The organism is Paenibacillus sp. RRE4, from assembly GCF_031844205.1.
Classification (GTDB): Bacteria; Bacillota; Bacilli; order Paenibacillales; family Paenibacillaceae; genus Paenibacillus; species Paenibacillus xylanexedens_B.
In genome coordinates this window covers 159,736-186,023 of record NZ_JAUZUT010000005.1, presented here as the reverse complement: position 1 = coordinate 186,023, position 26,288 = coordinate 159,736, and the positions used below count along the sequence as shown (strand labels likewise).

Genomic DNA, 26,288 nt, shown 5'->3' with positions numbered 1-26,288 from the left:
CAATATCTTAAGCCCGTCATTCTCCAGTTTTCCCCTACCCTCACCGTAGGCGCTCTCCTCCCCATATCGTTGTATTCAACTCAACCCCAACAAGTCGTGTAATTCCCCTTCTTTCGACATTTGTGGGTCCCAAGAACTAATTTTACTTACGTACGCTTACAAAACGCTTACAAAGAAACCTCCAAAAACACCACAAAAAAAGCCCCGCATTATCCCTTTTATTCAAGGAACAGTACGAAGCTTCTTCTAACTATGATTTCCCCATCACTTCCACATACATTTGCTTCATAAAAGCAGGTGGTTCCATTCCCATTTCCTGCTGGAATACCTCTTTCATTTTGTTAAAATGCATGGAAAAGGAAGTTCGATCCTTCCGGTGCATATAGATTCTTAGCATCATTTCATGGCCTTCTTCATCGTAAGGAACGATGGAGAGAAAGAATTGCAGAAAATCCTGAGCTTTCCGATATTCTCCTCTTTTCATATATAAGCGAGCCAGCGTTTTGGACATGTCTCGAAAGCTTTGATTCGCCCGCTCCTTATCCGCTTCACACCAGGCATAATCTTTCCAGTCAAAAAGCGGCCCCTTATACTGCCTTAAAATTTCTTCTGCATCAGCAGGATACATGTCAATCTGAGAAAATCCTTCCTTCCTCAGCTCTTCGAAACGTACATAATCGCAGGACTCGAGCAGTTGAAAATGATAAAAGCCCTTTTTGGAGCTTAATTGGATATGGATTCCGTTATCCAGCAAGGTTTTCTTCATGCGGAATACGGTCGTATGCAGATTTTGCTCTGCTTTTTGCGGCTCATGATCCGGCCACAGACTTTCACATATGCTCCATTTAGAAAGACTCGTATCCCTGTGAATCAGAAAGTATGCGAGGAGTTCTTCGGCCTTCGCCGTGGGGAAATCGACCGGGCTCCCATCGCTTGAACGAGATACAATATAATGACCGAAACATTGAATACGGGCATCCGTTTCTTTTTTCCTCACAGGAGTCCGTTCTTTACGCTTGAGAATTCGGTGTATGGTATCACGCAGCGCTACTTCATCTACAGGTTTCAAAAGATAGTCCAGCGCATTCACCCGGAATGCATCCAGTGCATACTGATCATAAGCTGTAATAAATACAATCTCCGTATCCAGCTCCATCCCCTGCAAGTTCGCAGCCAGTTCCAGACCATTCATACCAGGCATATCAATATCCAAAAAAGCTGCATCCGGCTGCAGACGGGAGAAATCATTCAGCAACTCCATACAATTCGTGTATGTGCCGACGACCTCCACTTCCTCTATGCCCTCCAGGATGTGTTGCAGCCGCATAATAGCCAGTCGCTCATCATCCACGATGACAACTCTCATGAATATCATTCCCTTCTTTTCACAGTACACGAGCTTACACTTTGAACTGGAACCTGACGCTAGTCCATTTCCCTACTGCACTCGTCACCTTTAATTCTTCTTTACAGAAGTGTGCCAATCTCCGGCGGATATTCATTAGACCTACTCCCCTTCGTTGAGACGAAGAGTTATTCGCCACCCATAATTGTTGTAATTGATCCGGGGTCATGCCGACGCCATCATCCCATACTTCGATCTGAACCGTATCCTCATGCAGGGTAATGGACAAACGAACTGTGCCCCCAACGACCTTTTTCATGACGCCATGCCGGATCGCGTTCTCCACCAAAGGCTGTATCGTTAACGGCAGGATTTTTTTCTCCAGCGTTGCTGGTTGTACATCATATATAACCGTCAGTCGATCCTCGAATCGGGCTTGTTCAATCGCCACATAGGCCTCAACCAGCTGAAGCTCGTCTCTCAGCGACACATAACGATCCGGTCTGGGATCAAAGCTCCTTCTTAAATAATGGCTAAGATGTGTAATGAGATTCTCTGCTTGTACCGGATCTATACGGCATAAAGCCATAATGGAATTCAATGAATTAAACAAAAAGTGCGGCTTAATCTGTGACTGGAGAAAATCAAGCTCTGACCTCATGGCATCCTCAACGGACGTCTTTAACCGCAGTAGCGTTTCTGTTCTGGCCCGTACTTCGGAAGCGTCAAAGGGTTTGACTATAAAATCATTCGCTCCTGCTTTTAACCCGCCCTCAATATCGCTGGAAGAATGAAGCACCGTCAGTAAGATAATTGGAAGCTCAAACAGACTGAACTGCTTTCGTATCTCTCTGCAGACCTCAAAACCGGACATTCGGGGCATCATCACATCCAGTAGAACCAGATCGATATCCGAGCGGCTACGAAGCATCTCCAGTGCCTCTACTCCACTATTTGCCCACAATATATGATACGGTTCATTCGCAAATAGTCTAGACAGAACATGGAGATTCGACGTTTCGTCATCCACAGCCAATATCGTGAACCTACTTTCAGCAGACGGAGACGGATTAACCGGATGTTCTGGAATAGATGGAACTGCCGAGATCTGCTTCTGCTCTAGTATATGATTCTCATAAGTCGCAGCAGCTTCCGCACTTCCATCCCATTTCTCGTCCGCCAGCGGGAGTGTAAAAGCAATCCTTGTTCCTCTGCCCTGCTCGGACCAATCAATATAAATGTCTCCATCCATCAGATGTAGCAACTTTCTACAGATAAACAATCCCAAGCCCGTCCCACTATACTCATACGGGGAATGGGCTTGCTCGAAAGGTTGGAAGATCGTATCCCATTCCGACCTGGCAATTCCCACACCGCTATCCTCAATCAAGATGGTAACTCGATCAGCCATTGTCCTTACACTCACAGTGATGACACCTTCCTGAGTGAACTTGGCCGCATTGCCCACCAGGTTGTAGATAATCTGTTTCAACCTGTTCTCGTCTGCATACACCAGAGGTAGCTTATCCGGTACGGCGTTAACCAGCCTGATTTTCTTGCCTGTGATGATATGTTCAAACAAATCGAATACAAGAGACACCGTAACGCGCACATCCACTTTGGCAGGAAGAACAGTCAACTCATTGCGTTTAATTTTCTCCATATCCAAAATATCATGAACCAGCGCGGACAACCTTCTGGACGTATCCCGGATTAAAGACAGATTCTGCATCTGAATGTCGTTCAGTTCTTCCGCACCTGTCTCCAGCATGTTCTGGGATAAATTGATGATACCGTGCAGTGGCGTTTGAAACTCGTGCGAAGTCTGAAGCAGAAACTCATCCTTCTGCTTGTCCGCCTTTTGAAGCTTGGCCGCCATATTCTCAATGGTGTTATACGCTTCAGAGAAGCGGTAAGACATAATGAACGATGCCAAGAAACAAAAAGCCAAAATTGCATAATACCCCAATTGGTAACTTGTCGTCAGACTGCTCAAATATAGAGCGTAATCGAATAAACCCACCAGGTAGCTACATAAGGCCATGATAAAGAGAGCCAGACTTTTTTTACTGAACTCGCCGTATCGTCCCTTCCGGTATGAATAGAGCAGAACACCAATCATGATGATGTAAGCCCCCAGTTGAAAGGTACTAGCGATAATATTGAAGTCGGAATACCATTGAAACGGAGTGACCAGAACAAATGCAATATACACTGCCATCCCATATACAAGGCTTCTGGTAAACCAGCGGGCAATCAGTCCTTTGCACATGGATTGGATAAACATCACCATGGTAATTAAAGAAAGGTATAACGATATCGCTTGAATTTTATAATAAAACTCGGTGGGCAGCTCAAAGTATTCTACAATAATCCGTTCGCCGTTACTGGCAAAGGACCATGCGATCACAATACAGCTTAACCCGAAATAGAGAAGCCCCTGTTCTTTTTTGCGAATAATGTACACTCCTAATTGATAACATCCGAGCATCAGGAGAGAAGCAATTAATGTTAAATTAAGGACGGTCTTATTGATGTTAAACGTTTGGATTCCCTGTGCACTCCCAAAGTAAAGACTATAGGGAATGCCGCCTTGCGTATTTTCAAAATTAGCTACATGAATCAAAATCTCCGCCGTATCCCCTTGTACTGTAAAAAAGGCATTATACGGCCTGTTCACATATTCATATGTATTTTGATCTAGAGTCGGGACACCGCTCTCTCCCACCTTCTCGCCATTCACATAAACGGTACTCGCCATTCGGATGTTCGAAATTCTTAAACCATATACCCTCGAAGAAGGCTCCAGCTTCACCTTCAAACGATAGGTTCCACCGCCCTTGGCTTGAAGAGTCCCATCTTGCGCTGTATGTCTCCAAAATCCGGGTACATGAATAAATTGCGCGCTTGAAACGGGCTGGACTCCTGGCTTCAGTAGTTCATTCCAGTAAAATTCCCACTGTCCGTCCAGTGGCGCTACTTCATCGGAATTAAAATTCCACGTGGTCATATCCAGGATTCCATTCTTGGATGGCTCTGGCTTCTTGCCTTTATTCTCCGTTGCTTCCAGTAGTCCAAATAACAAAATATAACAACCGAGACTTACAGCAACCAATGCCACGAGCATTCTTCTCATCTAACCATCTACTCCGTTTCATATCCTAGCGTAAAGGCACGTGGGATCAGCCTATCCGGTTCATTATATCAGCTTATCCCAAGCTGCATAAGGTAGATGTAAGGTCTCATGTCTAATGGTCAAACAATACAAAAAGCCCAAGCGATGGTTCCACTTGAGCGATTTATAGAGCTTTTAGAAGTTAGATATCTGTTCATTTAGACATGGTTATCTTGCATGCAATTCAGCCATCATCATTCTGAAATAGCGATCAAGAAGTTCCATTTTGTATCGAGGATTCATTTAACAGAAGTTTACTGTGATCATGCAACTGTTTTATATGCTGTTTCCCTCTGCAACTACCTGCTCGTTCCTTGCAAATTCGTCCAACAACTCACGTACTTTAGCGGTCGTTTTAGCATTCATCAGGTTACCTCTCAGCTCACTTGCACCGCGGAATCCACGAACGTAAATTTTGAAAAAACGTGCCAAGGGACTGAACGAACGCGGTTCCAGCTCGGAATATTGATCATGCAGATCCAGATGCAGCCGTAGCAGATGAAGAAACTCCTCCGTCGTGTGCTCCCGCGGCTCCTTCTCAAAAGCGAATGGATTCTGGAAAACACCCCGCCCGATCATAATGCCGTCCACACCATACTGCTCTGCCAGTTTAAGGCCAGCCTCACGGTCAAGGATATCCCCATTGATGGTTAGCAGTGTATTCGGTGCGATCTCATCCCGCAGTTTTTTGATCTCGGGAATCAGTTCCCAGTGGGCGTCCACCTTGCTCATTTCTTCTCTCGTACGCAGGTGGATGGATAGATTCACGATGTCTTGCTGCAAAATATGAGTTAACCAGTCACGCCACTCATCGACCTCAGTGAAACCAAGTCTTGTTTTGACGCTGACCGGCAAGCCTCCGGCTTTTGCCGCCTGAATAATCTCTGCGGCAAGAGCTGGCCTGCAGATCAAGCCGCTTCCTTTGCCATTTTCCGCTACATTCGCTACAGGACAGCCCATATTAATGTCGATGCCTTTGAAACCTTCTTTTGCCATGCCAATGCTCATCTCACGGAAAAACTCCGGCTTGTCTCCCCAAATATGCGCCACGATCGGCTGCTCATCTTCGGTAAACGTTAACCGTCCGCGCACACTTTTGTTGCCCTCCGGGTGACAGTAACTTTCCGTATTCGCAAACTCGGTAAAAAATACATCCGGTCTGCCCGCCTCACTGACGACATGCCGAAACACCACATCGGTCACATCTTCCATCGGCGCAAGTATAAAAAATGGTCGTGGCAATTCACGCCAAAAATTGTCTTTCGTCATATCCAAAACCTCTCTATGCATACTAGGAAATTATTTATCCCGAAATAGCCAATCAGTTGTAGCTCAATTATATCACACCCCTGAAGGAAGCATACTTCTCCTGTAAACTTGAAAATATTTTACATTAATATACAACAAAGGTATTATAGATACGTTTAGTCTTTAATTAAAAAAGCGAATCGTTATCCGCTTATAAAGGCGATTATTAAAATGAATATTTTAATGTATCAATATGAAATGATTAAACGAACGAGAGAACCCCTCTTCCGAATGTGTGAGACGATGTCCCCTGCATCATACCTGCACACCCTTGAAGCGTTAGGTGGAGAATCCATCCGTAATCTGCAAGTTCATGTCTCAGATTGTTATCGCATATGGTTAGGTGTTCGCGGTCTTGGACGTAGCATTCCTAAGTTAAAGCCGGAATCCATAAGAGATGTACAGGAAATGCGTGCATTATTTACAAAGACCGATTTGCTGGTACATGAATTTCTTCATCGAGGCCAGATTACGAAAATCGCAAGAATCCTTGGAACCATTCCTCCCAAAATGAGTTTATCTAAAATTAAATAATCACATACGATTTAGCTGGTTTTCACTTGCTGATCCCTAAAGGCTCAACTACAATGAAACTCGGAAGGCTCTGGATTGGGCCAATTGTATACAATGGAGGTTTACGTCACTTATGGAAATTTCACTGGATATCATGAAGGATAAGGTTGAATGCCTTCAAGCTTATGACTTTCAGGAGCTGGAACGTGCCATCGATGAACGAATGGGCGTGAACAAAGCCCTTCTTTTACGTGTGAAGCTGGTTCAGCATCAAACTACGTTTGATCCTGTTCGCAACAAAATGTTGTATAGTGCCGTGGTGCATTTTGCTGTAGATTGATGGGTTTATTGCAATTTTAAACTCTAAGGAAAAAGCCCTAATTCGAAAGAATTAGGGTGAGTTCAAACATGAGCTACCAAACAAATCTACAACCTTCCATAGTTCCGAAGCACCGATAACGTAAAAATCGTATGATACGCCTGCCAATGCTTCAAGCCATGCTCATCGCTCCATCCCCCGTCTTCCCGTTGCGAGGATGCAAGGTCATCCAGAAACTTGTTTAGTAATTCCTTAGGCATAGCCTGGGCTACTCTGGTATTGGGTGTATTCGCAAATTGGAAAAGAGTAAATTGATTTTTCTCCGTTGCGTTTTGAGCACATTTCAAAATATTGTCGATTGTTGCTTCTATAAAAGGTCTATTCTCAGGCGTATCTTCCAGATTGAGATAGTAGTCATGGGCGTGGTACGCCATAAACAACCAATCATTGGCCTGAATGTGCTCTAGCGTGAGGTTAGACTTCGCCCATTTCGATGTCGATGCAGCTAGGGAAGCGGAGCAAATCCCCTGTTTAATCAAATTACCTGTAATTGAATCGGGTGTGGACTGCCCGCCACCACTCCACCATGAAGCATGGGGATACTTATGTAAGGAATCAGGATTCTTCAAAGAGCCATCTTCATATCGATTGCGTTCAACCCAATCCACTGTACCCGTCAACACTTCTGTCAGCGGCAGGTTCATATCCCGTCCCATGGTCAGCAGAAACTCCAGCGCGAGCGGATGCGAATCCGGACATTTAATATCATGTTCCAAACCATGCCCCCACCCGCCGTCCGAATTTTTGTAACAAAGCAGGCGCTGATACAGCCGTTCAACCGAGCCGCCATCAAAAAGATAACTAAACAACGCTTGCTCCCAGAGTGAGCCGTTAGCATATACAAAATCCCTTGCCTTCTCTATCGATACGGGCATGTTTCGACCTCCATTCTGAAATATGAGTTTATCCCTAGAATTCGATGAGAGGATATCCGTATCCTGTCAAGCTAAAATCACAAAATGTACATAGACACATGCATTTCATACAGAGCTCCATTTCATACAATAAACACAAATAAACCGCTCCGGACATAGGCAGCGGTCTGCTTGATAATGGCTTCTTTTCAAATCAAACTCAACTACTGGGACTCACACACCTGTTTTAATTTTTGGTTCATCGCTTCAAAACCAGCCTTCGTCCCGTTGTCCAGAGACTTCTGTAATAAAGGCACCAAAATGCCACGAAAGTTCTCTCTCTGTATAAAGGTGGTTGTACCATTCTTATGATCTACCAACTCAAAAATATGCTCTCCATCAAACAGACCAGGAAACATCGTATGTCCCAGCCATCTGAACTCTTGATTGCGCTCGTACTTCAACACTTTAGGTTTGAACACCATGCCCTTCGATCCGGGCGGTACCATTTTAACCTCAATCTTCGCTCCTTCTTCTACCTTGCCTTTTAAATACACCATAAACGGATTCCAGCTTGGATAAGCTTTAAAATGAGTTAATACTTCCCAAACCTTGTGAACAGGTGCATTAATTAAAATTTCAGTTCTGATCTGTTTCATGTTCATTCCTCCTAGATGTTAGATAAATTGTATTCAAATACTTCATCCAGCCAGTCAAACATCACCTGATGGAACAAGGCGTGATTGCCCTCCTGACAGTGCTCCTCTGCACCTTCTTCAATAGTAAAAACCCGAACCGTCTTCGGTGCCTTAATCTCTTCAAGCAGCGCTTGTAGCTGATCTGTCGAAACGAAATGATCCGTCTCTCCCATGGTCAGTAATATTGGGCATTTTATTTTACCTGCGATTCCTTTTAAAGAAGCCTTTTTCATCTCGTCAAATAATTCATAACGATGGTTCAATCCGAAAACCCATTTTCCATTATTCAGCATCCATCTCAGATTGGAGTTGTTCTGCTCAGCGAGTGCAAGCATCTGCTCTCTTTCCTCTTCTGGAAGCTGTAACACCTGAGCCAATTGTGGATTTTGATTCAATGTCGAATCGAAGGTATCATAAAACACGTTAAACGCAATGCAGGCCTTGATTCGTTCTTCAAATGCTGCCGCTCTCGGAGCAAAATACCCGCCCAAGCTCATGCCTAGCAATGCAATTTTTTCATAATCGATCTCCTGTCTGGTCTCCAGATAATCCAAAGCTGCTCTCACCGGAACCTCGGCATCATGGCGCATAACCAAATTTTGCTTACGAAGTGCTTCTCCCTGTCCTGGCATCTCAAAAACAAGGCAATGGTACCCACGCTTGATCGCCGCCGCTGCACCGCAGAAATATAATTCTTGCAGGGTGGAATCATACCCCCCGATAAATACAAGCACCGGACGTTTCGTTAGCTCATTCTTCTGGTCATCCATAGCACCATAGAAATAACCTTTCAGAGTCGTATCGCCATAAGGAATGTTCACAATCTCATAATGACTGTCTAACAAATGCATACTTTGTTCGAAAGCCTGCACACTTTGTTCAAAATTATTCACCCGTCTCTCATCAGTTCCATCCAGAAAAAATTCCCCTGTACGGTAATAATTGTGTGCCCGCAGAAAGGCCTCTCTGGCACTTACCTTATGGTTTTTTTGCAAGCAGTTCAATGCTGTCTCGTAGGTTCGATCCGCCGTTTTAGCCCATTCCATGAACCAGCTATCGAAGTTTCCTTCTTCAATCCGTGCTACTGTCGCCAGACATTCTCCTATTTCTGCGCCCTGATATCCTGCATACGTTACAGCTCTCAAGAGCTCATACGAAAAGGCTTGATCCTCAAAATAAAGTTTCATACATACTTCCCTCCCGAAAAATAATTTCATTGAACAATCAGTGAGTTAAATACTTAAAAAAATACCTGGAAAACGTATGTCTACATTTTCCAAGTTAACATTGTATGATCAACGATTTGCTGAAGATAATCATGTCGGTCACGCTGATACAGATTGTTTTCTTCAAAAAATAACTCCTGCAATATGTAAGCATATATTGAACTCCAGAACTGATTCACCATCATAAAAATATCATACGAACGGATTTCTTTACGCTCGACATAGACCTTAATTAACTTCATCGTTTGCTCAATGATCAACTTCACATGTTGATTAAAACTCATCGTGTACTCGGCAGAAATTACGCTTTTCTCTTTCAGAAGAATTAACATCACATGTTTGTCATTGCCTATATAGTTCAGGAAAATACCTCCCAGTGAAAGCAATAACTCTCGGATCGGTAACATTGCCTGCAAAGAATTAATTTCAGACTCCACCAACTTGTACCTGTCATCCAGAAATTCCTGAAGTATCGTATCTAAAATCTGTTTTTTCCCTTCCGGGAAATAATGATAAATCAAACCATCCGCCATGCCGATATGCTTGGTTATCTCTCTTGTCGTCGTTGCATGATAACCTTGAGTAGCAAATAACTCTTTAGCTGAGTTCAATAACTGCTTTTTCCTTTCAATTGCTTGCAGATCACGACTCGTAAGATGGGCTGTATCTTTTTTATTCACCACTTCATTCACCGCCTGTTCAATGAAATTATATAAGGAACTAATATTAAATGCAATAGAGCTTGAGGATTTCATTTGTTATTAACATAACATGAAGATGTGATATGAAGGGATTTAAATGTATTTGTCGAATAATATCTGGTAGAAATGTAAGCTTAATCACCTTGTAATAATCTACATGTAATAATCTACACAAACGAAGAAATCAAGGAGAACATACCATGCAGGATTTGAAATTTACGAAAAATTATAAAAACAACGACACCCTTCGTAACAGTTTTTTCGAGCTCGCTGCGAGTACATTTGATATCCATTTCGAAAATTGGTACCAACATGGTTGCTGGGGCGAAGGATACAACCCTTTCTCGTTTGTAGATGGAGATCGTATTGTCGCTAATGCATCCGTGAATATCCTTGAACTGATCATCCAGGGGGAGAAGAAAAAAGCAATTCAAATCGGCACGGTGGTGACACATCCCGACTACCGCGGGAAGGGTCTATCTGCAAGTCTAATGAACAAAATTCTGGAGGAATACGAGAACAAGTATGATCTCATGTACCTTTTTGCCAATGAGTCCGTTCTTGATTTCTATCCCAAGTTTGGGTTCAAAGCTGTGGAAGAACATTTATTTTCAATGGACTTTCATTATAAAGCTAACCCGGTAGAACCTGCGAACCTGCGGAAACTAAATGTGACTGACGCAGAGGATCTAAAGCTTATTCAACAATTCGCATCGCAACGATTGCCTGTTTCCAAGCGGTTTGCAACCGATCGTACTCCTGGCATATTCATGTTTTATTGCTTGAATGTGTTTAGTGATGATATTTATTATTTGGTAAACGAAAACGTCATAGTCATTTATCAGAAAGAAAACAGTAATATCGATCTCTTCGATGTAGTCAGCCTAAACGAAATGAATATGAGAGATATTTTGAATACGATTGCAGATGCAGACACAGAGAAAGTAACGTTTCATTTCACCCCGGATGAGGACAAAGATATGGATTTAAAAAGCACGATGACCAACGAAGGTCTTTTTGTAAAAACCCATGGTGATATCCTCTATCCTGTTAACGTTAAACATCCAATCACATCCATCGCTTAGTGGGCATTAATCTAAAAATAGACCACAAAGGAGCAGGTTTCCCCTGCTCCTTATCTATGTGAAACTTCGTTCTCTTATTGAACGTAACACTTCAGAACGATAAACCTTACAATCATCATGAAGGGGGAGGCATCCGTGGCATTTATTCCGTTAAACTGTCCCAACTGCAACGGAACAATTGAATACAAGGAGGGGCAAGTTTTAAAATGTCCGTACTGTGAAACAGAGCTTTTGTTGAAGCAAAACAATGTCTACTATGTAGACCAAACCATTAATCATTACCACGGGACGCCCCCTAAAGCAGCACCGAAGCCGAACCTCTCCGTAAGGCTATTACTAATACTGATGTTAGTCCTATCGGGTGCCATCGGTGCTTATTTTTACTCCGGTACGAGTTCCACGCTTCAAAAAACAGAAGCCAATCTGCCTGTACGCAAGATGCCGGAAAGCGAGGTTCTGCTCTCCTTTTTACGGGATATCTTTGATAAAGGATCTGCCTTACCGACAGAAGAGGAACTCGCTCGTGTGCGCTATCTGACCGTAGATTATCTGGATAGTGACCAATGGCAGTTTATCTATAGCTTCTCCGATCCCTTCAGTAATGAAAAGGCCGAGAAGATCACTTATGTTACTCAGGACAAGAAACTGAACACACAGGAGATTGATCAGCGAGATTTTGAAGCCTTTACGGGACTGACGGCGCTCGATCTGACGGGAACCTATGAAATTACCCAGACGGATCAAACCACATTTGCCCATATGTCTGGACTGAAAAGCTATGGTGGCGCTTTTAACGAATCCTTTCATTCGTTTTCCGGCTACTTTGGTGACAAGTCAAAAATTACGCACCTGACTACCCAGCTTCGCAGCAATCAGGAATTAGCCTTACTGCTGGAATTTCCTAACCTGAACTCTTTATCGATTACCTATGTCGATGAGTCTGTCACGGATTTTCACTTGTTAAACAAACTACCGCTCAAGTCCCTGTCACTCACTTTTGTCAATGATCTGGGATGGTTGTCGTCCATGACCGGGCTGACATCCTTATCTATCAATTACAGTGAAGCCACAGACTTGCAGCCGTTATATGCATTAACCCAGCTTCAGGAACTTCGGCTTTCCTTTTTAACCAACGTGAAGTCCATCGACTTTGTGCAAAATATGCCCGCTCTTCAAAAGCTGGACATTGAAAATGTAAACTTTTCCAGTTTGGAACCGCTAGCCGCTAAAACCTCGATTACCAAACTGCGCCTGGCTTCCTTAAGCAAGCTTAGTTCAACAAAGACCATAAATAGCTTATCCTCATTGCGGGAATTGACGTTATCTGGATACTACGAGAATGCAGAAGCGCTAAGCTTACCTAATGCAGATAAGGTAGAAATCCCTGGCTCTTTCCTAACCGGGTTGAAAGCACCGTCTGCAACCAGCCTGACCCTTCGAGGCAGAAGCGGAGAGTTAAATCTGGCCACACTAGCAAAATTTCCGAAGCTGGAACAGCTCTCCCTCTGGGAAATCAGTGACATCACTCGTCTAAGCGCTCTGGATCGTTTGTCACATCTGCAGACGCTGAACATTTACGACTCTGGACTTTACACAGAGAGTGATGCCTTATTTCGTTTGAAGCAGGTAAGATCGCTGGTGTGCTCGGAGTGCAGGCTGAATTTCGAACAAAAGACAGGTGCGGAGAACAAGGTGCTTGAACATTTAATCCTGGAGGAGCCCTATTTCAGCATAAATAATACCTCCGTCACTGAAGTGGACCAGATGATGCCTTACTTTTCCAAACTGTCCGCCCTGCGTTCCTTCACCCTGCAAGACAGCAACCTGGCTTCGCTTGAATTTATGAGCAACTGGCGATCTATGGAGGAACTTCATCTCGAAAACAATGCCATTTCCAACGTGGAGACCTTAAGCAAGCTGACTAATTTGAAAAAAGTATATCTATCCGGCAATCCGGTGCAAAACAAGTCCGTGCTTGGAACGGACGTAAAGGTATATTAGCCAAGCGCTGTACGGCATTTTCCACGCTATGTGTATATTTGACATACAGTTTGGTTTCGGCAGTTACCGTGCTTCCTTCCGCGAAGATGGAAGAGAGATCACTTTCGGTAAACCAACCTTGGAAGATGTAACCTTCCTTGATCGGGACAGGCAGATTAGTTAGCTTTTCGTTACTGCGGACTGTCTGCGCTTTAACTGCCGTACCTCCGTTGCTATCGAAAGTAAGTGTATATGTCTTATTATCGGTGCTGCCGTTTCCTCCTGGTGTTTCACCACCATTGTTACCTCCAGGGATTGGCGTTGGATTTGGACTTGGCGTCACCGTCGGTGTTGGTTGTGGAGTCGGTGTTACTACCGGCGTTGGTGTCGGGGTAACCGTTGATGGATTCTGACTTTTCCACGCCTCCACAACCGCATTGTTGCGCATGAACAGAACCGCCGCTTACGCACGAGAAGCTTGCACACCCGGGTTAAAATTTCCTTTTTCGTCGCCCGTGAACATGCCCGCTTGCCAGAGCTTCACAACGGCACCGCTAAATATACCCTTCTCTTGTACTAGGATGATTGCATCATAGAACCAATCTGTTGGACTCACATCCTGGAATTCACTAGATTTGGTTACTGTTGTCTGCTGCATTGGCAAGTCTGCTGCTACTGACTGCTCTGGCAGTACAGGAAACGCAGTTATGACTAAGCTAATGATCAGCAACCACACCAGCATCCGCCAGCTTACCTTCCACCCTTGTCTTTGTACTTTCTTCACTTTCATTCATCCCTTCTATGTATAGATCAGACTTTTAAAAAAACTCTGAGGAATCCCTCTATTGCAAAATTACAGTACTCTACCGCTGTCTAACGGCCTCTGACCAAGCAGATCAACATTCCTCTAGAATCGCTGGAAACCGCAGGAACGGCAGGAATCCTTGCATATTGCGGAGTGAGTGCTTCAAGCGAGTCAGCACGGCTTCCACGAAGCTACTATCTCTAAGGATTGGAGTGGATTGGAGTTGTTAAGCCACCTTTCTTCTCCATCGAATGGTGGCCCGACACTAGCGAATCATGTCGTTTTTCTTCCGTATTTTAGCATGCGGGATGGGACCTTTGGTGGATTATAAAGAAAACTTTAAGTTAGAGTTAGGTTCAGCGATGTGTGGCGTATTGGGTTTATAGATCATTGTAGCTTGGGGAATTTGCGGGTCATTGGTTCGAATACTTCAGGCATCAAAAAAAGTCGAGGAACTAAAAAATGAACACCTTAGTTTTGCTCGACTTTTTGATAAAATGATATAGTTCAAAATTTAATAGATGGGATTAATCTCACGGGTAAGATCGATTAGTTTAATGGCAAATAAAAAAGGAGATCTGTATAGACCTCCCTAATACTATTTTACCACAAGGGTAGAAATACTATAAGACTTGTTTTCCCAATAAATTCCTATATGATAAAAGATACAAATTGAGGAACTTGGAGGATAAATCATTGCGAACTCTCGAAAGCAAAATTCATGATTTCTTTACATCTTTGGAAAAGGATGAAGAATACAGTGGTAGTGTGTTGATCTCTAAGGATGACAAAATTTGGTTTAATCGTGGATATAACTATGCCGATCGTGAGCACCAAGTAAAGAATACACCTGAGACCAAGTTCAGGATTGGGTCGATAACTAAGCAGTTCACGGCAATGGCTATCATGATGCTTCAAGAGCAAGGTGAATTAAACGTACTGGATCAGGTCTCAAAGTTCATACCCTCATATAAATACGGTGATCAATTTAATTTGCATCATTTATTAACACATTCATCTGGGATTCCCAATATCACACAACTTCCTAATATTAAAGAATTAATGAAGCAACCCACGACAACTCAGAAAACAGTTCGTTTAATCACCGACTTGCAACCTGAGTTTGTTCCAAATACTACATTCCAATATAGTAATTCAGGTTATATTTTACTGGCGTACATTATAGAAAAGATGACAGGACTTACTTATGAACAATTTTTAAGTAATCACATCTTTTCTCCCCTGGGTATGAATAATTCTGGATGCGATAACCATGGAAAAGTTATACCTAACAGGGCGCAGGGCTATGAATACGATAATGATATCGTTAATGCAGCGTATATTGATATGAGTTTTCCCATTGGTGGTGGAAATCTTTATTCTACAACGGAAGATCTATTCAAGTGGGACCGGTCATTGTACACAGAGCGATTAGTCACAAGGGAAAGCCTCAACACAATATTCACTGCCCATGGCTTTGGATACGGTTATGGTTGGTTTATAGATGAAGATGAGCATCGGAGAAGAGTCTATCATGGCGGCGGTATTGTTGGATTCAAAAATGAAATCGTCCGTTATGTCGATGACAGGATTACAATCATCATGCTGAACAATTTATCAACGACTAATGTGGAACGGATTAGAATGGATCTAACCAAAATGATTTTCCAAGAATAGATGCAGCACGAGAACAGTCCCAACAAATAAAGAGGGGTTCAGCGCCCCTCTCTAGATTTCCAAGTTACTTACCTGCAAAACATATTGATATCATCCAATGCGGAATCAGCATGCCCTCTAACCAATGAACTCTCATCTTCTAATGCATCATGGATCAGTGGAAGAATCAACTTTTTATTCACTGCTCCATGTATTCTTGCGATATGGCCAAAACAAAGAATGGCTATACCTCTTATATTTTCATTTTTATGCCGAGTGTATGGCACCATCAGTTCTTGTACGAACTCTCCATCATCCGCATTTAATGCTAGAGATAACAAGCCATTTACGATTGTGTCAGGGTTATCGGAGTTGATCAGGTTTATAATCTCTTGATTCTTCTCTATGTTGTTGCTGTAACGTTCTACTCTTTCGTGAACAATATCATCCAGTTCCCTTTCGAAGGAGATGATTTCTTGCCATATTAGCTCGGCAGATTTATGATTTGCAGTTCTAAGTTTCTCAAATGCATAAATTAATCTTTTCTTGGTTTGAACTTCTTTATCCGTTTGTTTTAAAATGGTTTGTTTATCTCTATACATGATGTAGTGTTTTTTGAAGTTCCCACGGGCCTCCGCAAGTGAATAGTCTTGATTAGGTCCGCCCCAAACTTCATCTGCATGCGGATCATCTTGCCCATCGTCTTCCCAGTCACATAAACAACAAATCTCCCAACCTTGTCTTTCCTCCAGTGTGGGATAGCCACAACAAGGACAATTAAATCTGTTCATATTAGTACTCCTTTTCTCACGCTTATCCATAATTCCCCATATAAAATAGAACCCTTCCGTCATTTTGAAAGGGCTCAGTAATCGCGTCACATCTCGTTTAAAATTTTCTCGCCAACATCGCCACCTACTCTACATACACTATTCTAATAAAGCGCTATTTAATATGATCCTCAAAAGAAATCTGATATTCAGAATATTTTGAAGGATTACTTTTTTCGAATATTTTCAGTGTAGCCGGTTCCCGGAAATCGATAGCATCTACAGAAAAAAAGATCGTCTTCATATCTCCTTTCACCGTATTATCAATCTTATAAGATTCAATGACTGTTCCGTCCTGTATCAATTCGGTAGCTAGCATCCTAGCCATTCTATCCGGCACATAAGCACTAAATGAAATAGAATTATAGTTGATAAATTTCCCAACTTCGTCAATAGATGCGGTCTTATCGTACAACATATATTGATTATATGAATGTGATTCCACCAATCTGTACGGTGTGTTGATAAAAACATCCATATATTCAAACGTACTATCATCCTTGCCGGTTGATGATAATAGAGGTAATTTAAAACTTTCACGAAACACCTCATCCGTTTCTTTCCCGTCATTGATCGCCTCAATGATTTTATCATCTGTTAAATAATAGATGTATTCGCTATCAGCTGATTCTGTTTCGAGTTTCTTGTCAACTATTTCGTTTGCTGCATCTGATCCATATGTATTCTCTTCTTCTGTAACATGCTCACTTGCTGGTAATTCTAGTGGATCTGAGGTACTACTTGCACTTCCCTTTTCAACCAGATCATAGTTCGTTAATACATACAGCGAAACACTTACTCCTACAGTAACTAATAATAAAAAGTATATAATTTTAGCCTTCATTGAATGTGCGCCACCCTTTAGTTTAGCTTATCGTCAAAATGTACAACGCAATTACCATACCATATTCTTTTTTTGCAACAGTCGGAGCGAAATGGTGAATTTCGACTCTCTATATAGCTTCCCTCCTTCAACAAATTGAATTTAAGTATATACTACCATCATCGACCAAAAACTTGTAATTATATTATCGTATTATGTCAAAAAGTAGCGTATTCTCCCTTGCTCAGATTTTGCCCCGCGGATTGACCGATCCAAACATGTGATATGTCGTTATCCCCTTTGTAAATAGGCTGTCAATCAGTCCGACCAATTCTTCTGACGATAGATCTTTGCCACTTCGTATCCAAAGGCGAAACATAGATATTAATGTGGATATGTAAAACTCAATGATATATGGAGACAAAGCATCATCGGATGGTAAATCCACAATCAATCGTTCAAAGAGAATTTCTCTTTTTAGGCGTTCCACAAAATGAACAGAGCCATAGTCGCCCAAGAGGGCTTTTAGAATTGCAATGTCCTCTGCATTTTCCAAACACTGAAGTGCATCTTGGAAAGTATGTGTGGAAAACTCTCTGCCTGCCATTTCCTCGTTAATGGAATTCAAAATGCGTTCTTCAACACAGTCCAACAAATCATAGATATCTGTAAAGTATTGATAAAATGTACTGCGGTTATATCCTGATTGCTTAGCGATCTCTTGAATGGTGATTTTTTCGATTGGTTTCCGGCTATATAAATCACAGAATACATTTACAAACGTCTGCCTTGTTTTGTCCGTAATTTCAGGTTGCTTATGCATGATTCCCCTCCATTTTGTGTTCAATCTGTACAACCCATGATACGACAGATATTAAAAATCTGATGGTTGATGACCATATAATGAATCCATACAATAACATTATACAACACGTTGTTGGATCATTAACAAGGGCTAAAATATATTTTCAGGGAGGCACTATGAGAATTTTATTCTTTGGTAGAGGTGTCATATCGACCCAATATGCTTGGGCTTTGGAAAAAGCAGGGCATACCGTTGAGTTCTATGTTAGGAAAGGGAGAAAAGCAACCTTCGGAAGCCATTTAGAGCTTGAAATGTGGGACGCACGAAAAGGGAAACAGTTCATAAAGGAAAGCTGGAACGTCCAACTTCATGAGGAGATACGTCCCAATTATGATCTCATTATTGTAAGTGTCCACACGGAACAACTTCCAGAGGTAACACAATTTCTATCGACTGTTGCAGGAACCACTCCTATCCTCATATTTAATAACATTTGGCAAGATTTGAAATCAGCAATCTCACCCTTGTCTATCAACAATGTTGTCTTTGGCTTCCCGGGAGCAGGAGGCGGCATCACGGACAATACACTTAGAGGCGGCTTTTTTAAAATGATATTTCTTGAAAAACCACGGGAAGGAACGGAACAAATAAACAACAAGGTCAAAGATCTGTTTGAAAGTGCCCACTTTAAAATTAGTTGGCAAAAGGATATGCAAAACTGGCTATGGAATCATTTTGCCATGAATGCGGCGATGGAATCTGAAGTGTTGAGACGAGGAAGCTTTCCGGCACTCTTGAATCATCGTGACTCATTCGCCAATGTTGGGAAGAATATGAGGGAAATTGCACCTGTACTTAAAGCAAGGGGTGCAAAAATTGATATGATTTCTCTACTGCTGACTAAAATTCCACCGCCACTTCTCAGTATGCTTTTTAACAAGGTTATTTTTGCAAAGGGTAGCCTAGCACGACTTTCCATTGAATACAACAATACCAAAGCGGGTTTTTCAGTAATTGAAGTTGTGAAAGAAGCCACAAAGTTAGGTATATCTTTACCCCGTCTTACTGCAACTCTTGAAAAGAATGCACGACACAACGTTATTGAGAAATTTTTGTAAAAAAACAATAGCCCGAACCTTTAGAAGCTTCGGGCTAAGTTGTTATTTAAACAGATACATGCAGCCTTAGGGCACTACACCCTAACCGACATCGCCACCGACTCCATATGACTCGTGTTGATGCAGACATCGGAAGCGGCATCTCTGTTCATGGCGGTTTTTATACGATGAAAAGACACAGCACAGTATGCCTGTTGATGCGGCTCATTTCTAGCCATATTAGACGTGACTCGACCTGAAAGACTTTAACATCAAAAATAATTGATTATGAAAATGTACTTCATTCGTATATATTTTTGTAAATAAACCAACGCACTTGTCTATGATTTCCCCAGTGAACTTTTGGGACATGATGGCTTTATTCGAATAGATCCTTACGGTCTTCCAGTCATGAATAATTTGGTCCAATAACGGGTCAAGCGTATGTTTTGCATGGATGTGATCAATGTCGTACTCATAGAGCGTATTTAACCTGTATTTCTCAGAACATTTTCTATAAATCGTACTGCTCAATGTTTCTATAATCGTTTCATTTTGTATGATGAGCTCGTAGTTTTCTGCGAGCAACAGTATATTATTCAAACTTTCCATTATTTCATTTTGATACCTGCACATATTTTCTACGAATGTATGGATGGTTGTGTGTGCTGACTTATTATTGTTCAAGATCTCATGATTACCGGGGGGCACTAGCGCATATTCCCAAAAGTAGTCTGGCATCTTTACGTGTTCCGAAGTCATGCATGACGATTTAAATTCTGAAAATGGCAGAGAATATTGTCTGTATTCTTTAATATCATCAACCGTATATATTTCCTCGTTCGTAACATTGAAGCCATAGACAAAAACAGGATGCAGTCCATGTTTATTGTTATAGTAAAAGTCTCTCCCGCGTTGATAAAATAAATCAATAAATATGGAAATCGGATGACCACTAGAAATAGACTTTATGATCTCCTCTTGTAACGTATCTAGTGCAGGAGATTTTTTACGAATAGAGATCCCCATTTCCTCAAGGATCTGATCTCCCTCCTCAAGATCCAACACCTCTAACTTGAAATATCCTCTTGTTTGTATTTTTTGTTTATCAAATCTATAAATAGTAATAACATTATTCAAAATCGGCAACTCATCTTTTTTAAAGTATCTGGCAAGTGTCAATAACAAATTGTAGCCGCAATTAAAATAAGGAAAATTATGATGTGGAAACATTTTTGTCATGCCGTCGAAGGGCTGAAAGGTGTCCAGGGAAATCATTTCTTCCATACCATATTTCTCCTAACCTAAAATTATTGTTGATATGACGGCTAAATTACCTCTTAACAAGGTTCATCATACGGTATTGCCGCGTTCCAGCCTTCATCTCTTCATATTTCTTCGAACCGGGCAATGCGATGAAATCATGAATATCTCCAATATTCGTGCTCGCTTTGGCGTTGCTCGCAATTCCTTGTGTGCCAGTACGTTGCTTCGCACTCTCATCACATGATAGAAGAACATTCGAAGTCACATCCTGATTACGGATTACAGACAGGCCTGCTTCCTCTAACAGCCTGACGTTCTGCGCTACCTGCTCTCCCAGCATTAACTCCGTATACAGAAATACGCCGCCAGCTCTCATGATCCGGTACACCTCTTCATAGAATCGTGATCGGTTCGGATAGGCATGTGCGGATTCTATATTTAACACTACATCGAAGCTCTCGTCCGCAAACGGTATATTCTCCGCATCGCCGACGAGATACAAAGATTCATCCTTTCGGGATTTGGCATTGCAATAGGCAATATTCGCCGGACAGATATCCAGACCGACAATAGACAGCGGCTTGAAATATTTAGACAGAGCGGCTATGTTCCCTCCCCTGCCGCATCCGATGTCGATCACTTCCCGCTCCCGAATCTCCGTCCTGCCCACTGTCTCAAGCAGCAGCTTGACTGAGTTTCTATTCCATGCATCGCCCGGCTCGAACACCGCATATTGCTCATTCCCACACGGGACGTAACCATAGTTTAAAAAGGTAGCGAATCGGCCTATACCGGACAGAGCAAGGGAATGCGAAATTTCGCTATAATCCCGAATTTCAGCCTCTTTCCGGTTCCATTCGGAAGGGTCGGTAACCTGCTCACGCTGGTCCAGCATCGATACATAACGATCATCGATCGTATATACCGCATCGCAGTTGCAGCATTGCAGCAACGCCTCCGACTGGACCAGCACCCCCTTGCAGCTGGAGCATACCAACTTTGCATACAGATGCTGTATCATAACGATCACCCTGCCGATATATACATTTGATTCATCGCGTACACATTGAAGTAATTGGGGATATTCAAGTCTTCGTAGTAATCGATCACGACATTGAAGCCGTTGGTTCGGAAGATGTTCTCGAGCCTGCTGATCTGTTCTCCGTCCAGTCCGTGTACCTCCATTACAATTTGCCTGATTTTGCCCCAATCCTCCGGCTCTATGCCTTCCAGGACCTCAAATTCACTTTTTTCCACATCGATTTTGAGCAGATCAATGGGGTTCAGATCGTAATAACGGATCATTTCAGAGATCGTAGTTAACTTACATCGATGGATTTGTTCATTCAGAAACTTCGGCGACATCATTTGATCCACAAACCGGTTTAGCATGCGCGGGTCGTCGAAATGATCCCGGTAATGGTTGATTAACCCGTATCGGAGATCCTGATCGTGGTTCTCTCGATATCTGATCTGGACAGAATCCGTGGACATCGTAGGAAAAAAGGCAAACTCCGCTTCCTTGATCTCATTGGAAAGCCCGACGTTAACCGTTGTTACGCGAGGCAACAAGCTCGTGTTCATCTCCAAGAGTTCAAACGTCGGAGGCAGTGGCTCAAAGGCATATACCTTGCAGTTGCTCTTGCTGCTGACATACAGGGTGAACATGCCGATATTAGCCCCAACGTCCATGACCGTGCCATGTTCCGGGAGCATAATCCCGTGCTTGAAATACATCTCCTTCTGGAAAATCTCGTTGTAGAGGAACTCGGTCTCTCCTTCGTTGTTTTGATAGATTTCGATTCCGTTGTGTAGCCGCTTTTTGGCAGTAGCCTCTGTCTGCGGCGAAAAGCTCTTATGCTCCATCCTGCTCATCCACTTCACCCTCTCAACCATTTGTTATTGGCATTTCTCTAACTGCTGGCGCTCTCATAGTGTCTGACGGCCAGCTTCCAGAACAGCCTGACCACTAGAAGCGATATCACAGGAGCTACAAAAATCCATATCCCAAGGAAGAAGTCCAAACGGTCGATCAAATAAACCGACGGCATGTTGGTAATAAACAAGATAGGCACGACATACAGTCCTATTCTCTGCAACCATTTGGGGTATATGTACATCGGCATATTGTTGAAATCCCAACATTTGTCAATAATATCGAAGATCGAACCGGACTTCACCGTCCAGAACGCAAGAATTTGCGGAAGCAGAAGCACCGAGTAGGTCACGATCGTGCTGCTCAAGATCACGGCGATATATCCGGCCACGTGCATGAAGCTTGGCTCGATGCCAAGCCGCCGCCAAGCCACTACGATCATCGTGATCCCGGCGATCAGGTTCGGAATCGGAAACGCGTAGTTAACGTTTCGGAATGAAATCATGAACTGCAGCGATAGCGGCTTCGTCATATACAAGTCCAACGTTCCGTTGCGGATATGGCCGGAAAATCTATAAAAGTTATCCATAAACAATCCGGTATAGATTGCGATCATAATCGTATAGGTCCCAGTGAAGATCATCATCTGGTCCGGAGAAATGCCATTAATTTCGATCCCCAGCTGGAAAACGAAGATAACATAGATCAGCTTGGAAAACAGAAATACGGTCTCCATGATCAAACCGGAGTAGAAATTCGCTTTGTATTCCATATAACCGACCAAACTGTTCTTTGCGAAAATAAAAAACATACGTACGTGCTTCCGAATCTCACTCAAGCGGATACTCACAGACCTAACCTCCAACGGCTACATATTTCTTCATCCCGGAATCCCAAGCCAACTTGGATATGACCAAAAGCACTGTTACCCAAACGGCCTGTAAGAGGAGCCCGCTCACGATCTCATGAACCGCCAAGCTCCCGAGGATGATCTTAACCGGGAAGAATACGACATACTGGAACGGTAAATAGCTGGAGATTGTGGCAAACGTATCTCCGAAAATATTAAGCGGAAAGATGGCGCCGCTGAGCAGATAGACGCCTTGGTTGAACGCGATATACACGCCCCAAACCTCAGTAATGATGAACGCGAGCGCACTAATCGAATAAAAAAGCAAGAAGTTGATGAGCATTCCGAACAAAATACTGACTAGGAACATAACGATCTGCCCCACTCTAAGCTGAAAGCCCCAAATCTGAGTAAACACGGTCATCATTATGACGAATAAGACAAGCACGACCCCGGTCTGAACCGTTTTCTCACCGAAGAAATTGCATATCCGATAGCTGAAATAATGAATGGGCTGAGCGATAAATTTGCTTAATCCGCCCGTCTTGATGTCATTCGCGATCTCCCCTTCGAAGCCGGCAGAAACCAGCTTGGAGACGACGCCGGACAACACGGAATAAATGATGATCTGTGAATACGTATAGCCGTTAATAATCTCTTGCGGCGAACTGCGGAACACGGCTGTCCAGAGGAAGCATTGGACGAGTATGATAAAGCCGCCGCTGATAATGCCCATCAGGAAATCGGTCCGGTACTCCATCGCGTTCTGAAGCGCAAGGATGTACGTCCTTTTATATTTCTGCAAGGCTTTCATGTCTGACCCCATCTTTCTGATATAAGCTTTCGATGCCTCGCTCGACAGGTATATCTTCAACTGTGAAATCGAGGATCGGGAACCGGTCCAGTATCATTTTGGAAAGCCGCTGGAGGTCATGCTTGTCAATTTCCATGACGGCATTCATGCCGTCATGTTGAGTAATCGTGCCATAGTCGCTTAGCGCTTGCCTCGGCACTTCATCCGTAAATTGCAGCTTGATAATCTTTTTGGCATGCAACAGCTCGTTCACACGCCGAAGATCGCCGTCGTATACGATCTTCCCTTGATTAATGATGATTGCTCGTTTGCATAGATCCTCAATATCCGCCATGTAGTGGCTTGTAAGAATGACCGTTGCCTTCGTCTGCTCGTTATAATCCTTCAGAAATTCCCGAATGCGTTTCTGCGAGATCAGATCGAGTCCGATTGTAGGCTCATCCAGAAAAATCACCTTGGGCCGGTGGATGAGTGACGCAATAAGCTCCATCTTCATCCGTTCCCCCAGCGAGAGTCTCCGCACCTGAATATTGAGCAGATCTTTAACGTCAAGCATCTCCGTAAGCTCATCCAGAACAAGGTTGTAGGACTTATCCTCGACCTCATAAATGCATTTGTTCAGGTACAACGATTCGTTCGCCGGTAAATCCCACCACAACTGTGATTTCTGCCCCATCACGATCGAGAACTGCATCTTGAATTCTTTTTTTCGTTCCCAAGGGACATAGCCTAATACCGTCGCTTGCCCGCTTGTCGGATACAAGATGCCGGACAGCATCTTAAGCGTAGTTGTTTTGCCGGAACCGTTCGGGCCTAAAAATCCAACCATTTCACCCTGCTCGATTACAAGGGATATTTCGCTAACCGCTTCTTTGATCAGTGATTTCCGCCTCACTAAATTTTTGAGCGATTTTTTGAGCCCCAGTTCTTTCTCGTAATACTTGAAGCTTTTGGATAACCCCTCCATCTGGATAATACTCACTTGTGCACCTCATTTATGTGAATTTAGAATCGTTATACACCGTGCAAATGCAAGACACTGCACTTGGAACAAGCCGGTGTCAGTCGTTCATCCATCATTTCCCTTATCCTTCTGTAGGTCATGCTATGCCATAATTCCTGTACAGACGTATCATGTAATTTGCCGATCTCGAACTCCTTGAAAAATTTGCATGCGATAATTGTTCCATCGGGCGTAATGTCCATCCGGTTCGAGAGAGCCAGGCACTTCTTGTTCATCGTGCCTTTGCCCTTCACCTCTTTGCCGAGCACGAAATCTTCGATCTGGTCATGATCCAGATTCGGCTGGTAGCGTAAACGCATTTTCCAGACCCGATGATTCACCCGGTCCAACTCGCTCATCAAAGCAGGGATACGCTCCGGATCGAGCTTGTAGTTAAAGGCGTGCCAGCTTCGTTCGCCCTTGTGCTCGCTCGCCGGAAGGAAGTCGAACTTCTCGTCAAAGTAATTGTCCATTCCCTGTGTGCATTCGTCCGAGATGTACCACGGGAAGCAGACCATGACCATGTCTACACCGACTCCCTCCAGAAAATCCAGTAGATCGTAAAGCTTGTCTGTCATACCATCGTTAACGACGGTATGGATCGTAATTTTGCCCTTGAACCGGTTTTCCTTGCGCAGCTCGACCAGCTTCCGGATCGCATCTATCGCCTTGCTGAATACCCCTTTGCCGCGAAGCGCATCATTCTCTTCTTCGAATCCATCAAGCGCAATGAGCAGCTCCAGGTTGTCGGAGATTCTCAGCAAGGCGTCCAGCTTTCGCTCGATCAGTACCGCGTTCGTACAGATCGTCGTCTCACGAGGATGGGCTTCAAGCAAATCGGCTAAACGGTCGAAATGGCTGTATACGAGCGGTTCGCCGCCCCAGATATAGAGTCTCGACTTGGCTGGTTCCGTCTCAAGGATTAGCTTCTCCAGCAGCCCGTAGTCGAGCTGTTCGCGTTGCTGCTCCGGTGTCATGAAGTGATGGTAGCCGGTGTCATTCCATTGATAGCAATGTTTGCAGCGCAAGTTGCATTGGTTCGTCAGTTTAATCCCGACCGACTCTGGCAACGGTGTCGCGTAACCCGCTATTTTCTCCATGTTCCGCTTGGTTTCCACCGTATTCTTGATCGTACGTTTCAATATTTGCAGATCCTTAGCGGAATGCTTAATCTCGGATTTCGGATTCATATCAACACA

The 26,288-nt window shown here is 43.3% G+C and carries 25 protein-coding genes; 6 read left to right on the top strand and 19 right to left on the bottom strand.

What is annotated here, in order from left to right; all coding sequences use genetic code 11:
* Positions 1-250: 250 nt before the first annotated feature.
* The 3 genes from Q9R46_RS21995 to Q9R46_RS21985 form a co-directional block, all read right to left on the bottom strand.
* Positions 251-1,366, bottom strand: a complete 1,116-nt coding sequence (locus Q9R46_RS21995; RefSeq protein ID WP_311281781.1) for a response regulator — start codon at positions 1,364-1,366, stop codon at positions 251-253.
* Positions 1,367-1,400: 34 nt separating this feature from the next.
* Positions 1,401-4,481, bottom strand: a complete 3,081-nt coding sequence (locus Q9R46_RS21990) for a hybrid sensor histidine kinase/response regulator (protein ID WP_311281780.1) — start codon at positions 4,479-4,481, stop codon at positions 1,401-1,403.
* 315 nt (positions 4,482-4,796) lie between these two features.
* The gene (locus tag Q9R46_RS21985; protein WP_311281779.1) at positions 4,797-5,789 is read right to left on the bottom strand and encodes a tRNA dihydrouridine synthase; all 993 of its coding nucleotides are present in this window, start codon (positions 5,787-5,789) and stop codon (positions 4,797-4,799) included.
* A 210-nt stretch (positions 5,790-5,999) separates the two neighbouring features.
* Between Q9R46_RS21985 and Q9R46_RS21980 the strand changes: the two genes are divergently transcribed.
* Both Q9R46_RS21980 and Q9R46_RS21975 read left to right on the top strand, forming a co-directional pair.
* Entirely contained in the window at positions 6,000-6,362 is a 363-nt protein-coding gene (locus tag Q9R46_RS21980) for a damage-inducible protein DinB (RefSeq protein WP_311281778.1), read from the top strand.
* Between the two features lie 112 nt (positions 6,363-6,474).
* Positions 6,475-6,681 carry a DUF2536 family protein gene (locus tag Q9R46_RS21975; RefSeq protein ID WP_311281777.1) on the top strand — a complete coding sequence of 69 codons (207 nt, stop codon included), beginning with the start codon at positions 6,475-6,477 and terminating at the stop codon, positions 6,679-6,681.
* 86 nt (positions 6,682-6,767) lie between these two features.
* Here the strand turns inward: Q9R46_RS21975 and Q9R46_RS21970 are convergent, their stop codons facing one another.
* From Q9R46_RS21970 to Q9R46_RS21955, 4 genes are all read right to left on the bottom strand, one after another.
* The gene (locus Q9R46_RS21970) at positions 6,768-7,595 is read right to left on the bottom strand and encodes a prenyltransferase/squalene oxidase repeat-containing protein (protein ID WP_311281776.1); all 828 of its coding nucleotides are present in this window, start codon (positions 7,593-7,595) and stop codon (positions 6,768-6,770) included.
* Between the two features lie 203 nt (positions 7,596-7,798).
* Entirely contained in the window at positions 7,799-8,233 is a 435-nt protein-coding gene (locus tag Q9R46_RS21965; RefSeq protein WP_311281775.1) for an SRPBCC family protein, read from the bottom strand.
* Positions 8,234-8,244: 11 nt separating this feature from the next.
* Positions 8,245-9,459 carry an alpha/beta hydrolase family protein gene (locus Q9R46_RS21960; RefSeq protein WP_311281774.1) on the bottom strand — a complete coding sequence of 405 codons (1,215 nt, stop codon included), beginning with the start codon at positions 9,457-9,459 and terminating at the stop codon, positions 8,245-8,247.
* Between the two features lie 80 nt (positions 9,460-9,539).
* Positions 9,540-10,178 (bottom strand): TetR/AcrR family transcriptional regulator, encoded by a 639-nt coding sequence (locus Q9R46_RS21955; protein ID WP_311281773.1) that lies wholly within the window; start codon positions 10,176-10,178, stop codon positions 9,540-9,542.
* Between the two features lie 221 nt (positions 10,179-10,399).
* Between Q9R46_RS21955 and Q9R46_RS21950 the strand changes: the two genes are divergently transcribed.
* Together Q9R46_RS21950 and Q9R46_RS21945 are read left to right on the top strand one after the other, a co-directional pair.
* Positions 10,400-11,284, top strand: a complete 885-nt coding sequence (locus Q9R46_RS21950; protein WP_311281772.1) for a GNAT family N-acetyltransferase — start codon at positions 10,400-10,402, stop codon at positions 11,282-11,284.
* Positions 11,285-11,419: 135 nt separating this feature from the next.
* The gene (locus Q9R46_RS21945; RefSeq protein ID WP_311281771.1) at positions 11,420-13,285 is read left to right on the top strand and encodes a leucine-rich repeat domain-containing protein; all 1,866 of its coding nucleotides are present in this window, start codon (positions 11,420-11,422) and stop codon (positions 13,283-13,285) included.
* On the opposite strand, the gene Q9R46_RS21940 is transcribed toward Q9R46_RS21945, so the two are convergent.
* Both Q9R46_RS21940 and Q9R46_RS21935 read right to left on the bottom strand, forming a co-directional pair.
* Complete coding sequence (locus tag Q9R46_RS21940) at positions 13,206-13,712, bottom strand: InlB B-repeat-containing protein (RefSeq protein WP_311281770.1); 507 nt, start codon at positions 13,710-13,712, stop codon at positions 13,206-13,208. The two genes, Q9R46_RS21945 and Q9R46_RS21940, sit on opposite strands and share 80 nt — an antisense overlap.
* A 15-nt stretch (positions 13,713-13,727) precedes the next feature.
* On the bottom strand, positions 13,728-14,048 hold the full coding sequence (locus Q9R46_RS21935) for an S-layer homology domain-containing protein (RefSeq protein ID WP_311281769.1): 321 nt from the start codon (positions 14,046-14,048) through the stop codon (positions 13,728-13,730).
* Positions 14,049-14,765: 717 nt separating this feature from the next.
* Here Q9R46_RS21935 and Q9R46_RS21930 point away from each other — a divergent pair.
* Positions 14,766-15,746, top strand: a complete 981-nt coding sequence (locus Q9R46_RS21930; RefSeq protein WP_311281768.1) for a serine hydrolase domain-containing protein — start codon at positions 14,766-14,768, stop codon at positions 15,744-15,746.
* Positions 15,747-15,814: 68 nt separating this feature from the next.
* Here Q9R46_RS21930 and Q9R46_RS21925 read toward each other — a convergent pair whose 3' ends face one another.
* The 3 genes from Q9R46_RS21925 to Q9R46_RS21915 form a co-directional block, all read right to left on the bottom strand.
* Positions 15,815-16,516 carry a CPCC family cysteine-rich protein gene (locus Q9R46_RS21925; RefSeq protein WP_311281767.1) on the bottom strand — a complete coding sequence of 234 codons (702 nt, stop codon included), beginning with the start codon at positions 16,514-16,516 and terminating at the stop codon, positions 15,815-15,817.
* A 154-nt stretch (positions 16,517-16,670) separates the two neighbouring features.
* Complete coding sequence (locus Q9R46_RS21920) at positions 16,671-17,399, bottom strand: hypothetical protein (RefSeq protein ID WP_311281766.1); 729 nt, start codon at positions 17,397-17,399, stop codon at positions 16,671-16,673.
* A 223-nt stretch (positions 17,400-17,622) separates the two neighbouring features.
* Positions 17,623-18,201: a TetR/AcrR family transcriptional regulator gene (locus Q9R46_RS21915; protein WP_311281765.1), complete on the bottom strand. Its 579-nt coding sequence runs from the start codon at positions 18,199-18,201 to the stop codon at positions 17,623-17,625.
* Between the two features lie 158 nt (positions 18,202-18,359).
* On the opposite strand from Q9R46_RS21915, the gene Q9R46_RS21910 reads away from it, so the two are divergent.
* Positions 18,360-19,301: a ketopantoate reductase family protein gene (locus tag Q9R46_RS21910; protein ID WP_311281764.1), complete on the top strand. Its 942-nt coding sequence runs from the start codon at positions 18,360-18,362 to the stop codon at positions 19,299-19,301.
* A gap of 219 nt (positions 19,302-19,520) precedes the next feature.
* Here Q9R46_RS21910 and Q9R46_RS21905 read toward each other — a convergent pair whose 3' ends face one another.
* The 7 genes from Q9R46_RS21905 to Q9R46_RS21875 are packed head-to-tail and all read right to left on the bottom strand — an operon-like array spanning position 19,521 to position 26,279.
* The gene (locus Q9R46_RS21905) at positions 19,521-20,567 is read right to left on the bottom strand and encodes a hypothetical protein (protein WP_311281763.1); all 1,047 of its coding nucleotides are present in this window, start codon (positions 20,565-20,567) and stop codon (positions 19,521-19,523) included.
* 46 nt (positions 20,568-20,613) lie between these two features.
* Positions 20,614-21,567, bottom strand: coding sequence for a class I SAM-dependent methyltransferase (locus tag Q9R46_RS21900; protein WP_311281762.1), 954 nt, complete (start codon positions 21,565-21,567; stop codon positions 20,614-20,616).
* 5 nt (positions 21,568-21,572) lie between these two features.
* Positions 21,573-22,421: an FkbM family methyltransferase gene (locus Q9R46_RS21895; protein WP_311281761.1), complete on the bottom strand. Its 849-nt coding sequence runs from the start codon at positions 22,419-22,421 to the stop codon at positions 21,573-21,575.
* A gap of 38 nt (positions 22,422-22,459) precedes the next feature.
* Positions 22,460-23,272 carry an ABC transporter permease gene (locus tag Q9R46_RS21890; RefSeq protein WP_145335746.1) on the bottom strand — a complete coding sequence of 271 codons (813 nt, stop codon included), beginning with the start codon at positions 23,270-23,272 and terminating at the stop codon, positions 22,460-22,462.
* Between the two features lie 4 nt (positions 23,273-23,276).
* Entirely contained in the window at positions 23,277-24,086 is an 810-nt protein-coding gene (locus Q9R46_RS21885) for an ABC transporter permease (protein WP_311281760.1), read from the bottom strand.
* Positions 24,064-25,068, bottom strand: a complete 1,005-nt coding sequence (locus Q9R46_RS21880; protein ID WP_311281759.1) for an ABC transporter ATP-binding protein — start codon at positions 25,066-25,068, stop codon at positions 24,064-24,066. The genes Q9R46_RS21885 and Q9R46_RS21880 overlap by 23 nt, the downstream gene beginning before the upstream one ends.
* A 32-nt stretch (positions 25,069-25,100) precedes the next feature.
* A complete protein-coding gene (locus Q9R46_RS21875) occupies positions 25,101-26,279 on the bottom strand; it encodes a radical SAM/SPASM domain-containing protein (RefSeq protein WP_311281758.1) in 1,179 nt (392 codons plus the stop codon).
* Positions 26,280-26,288 lie beyond the last annotated feature (9 nt).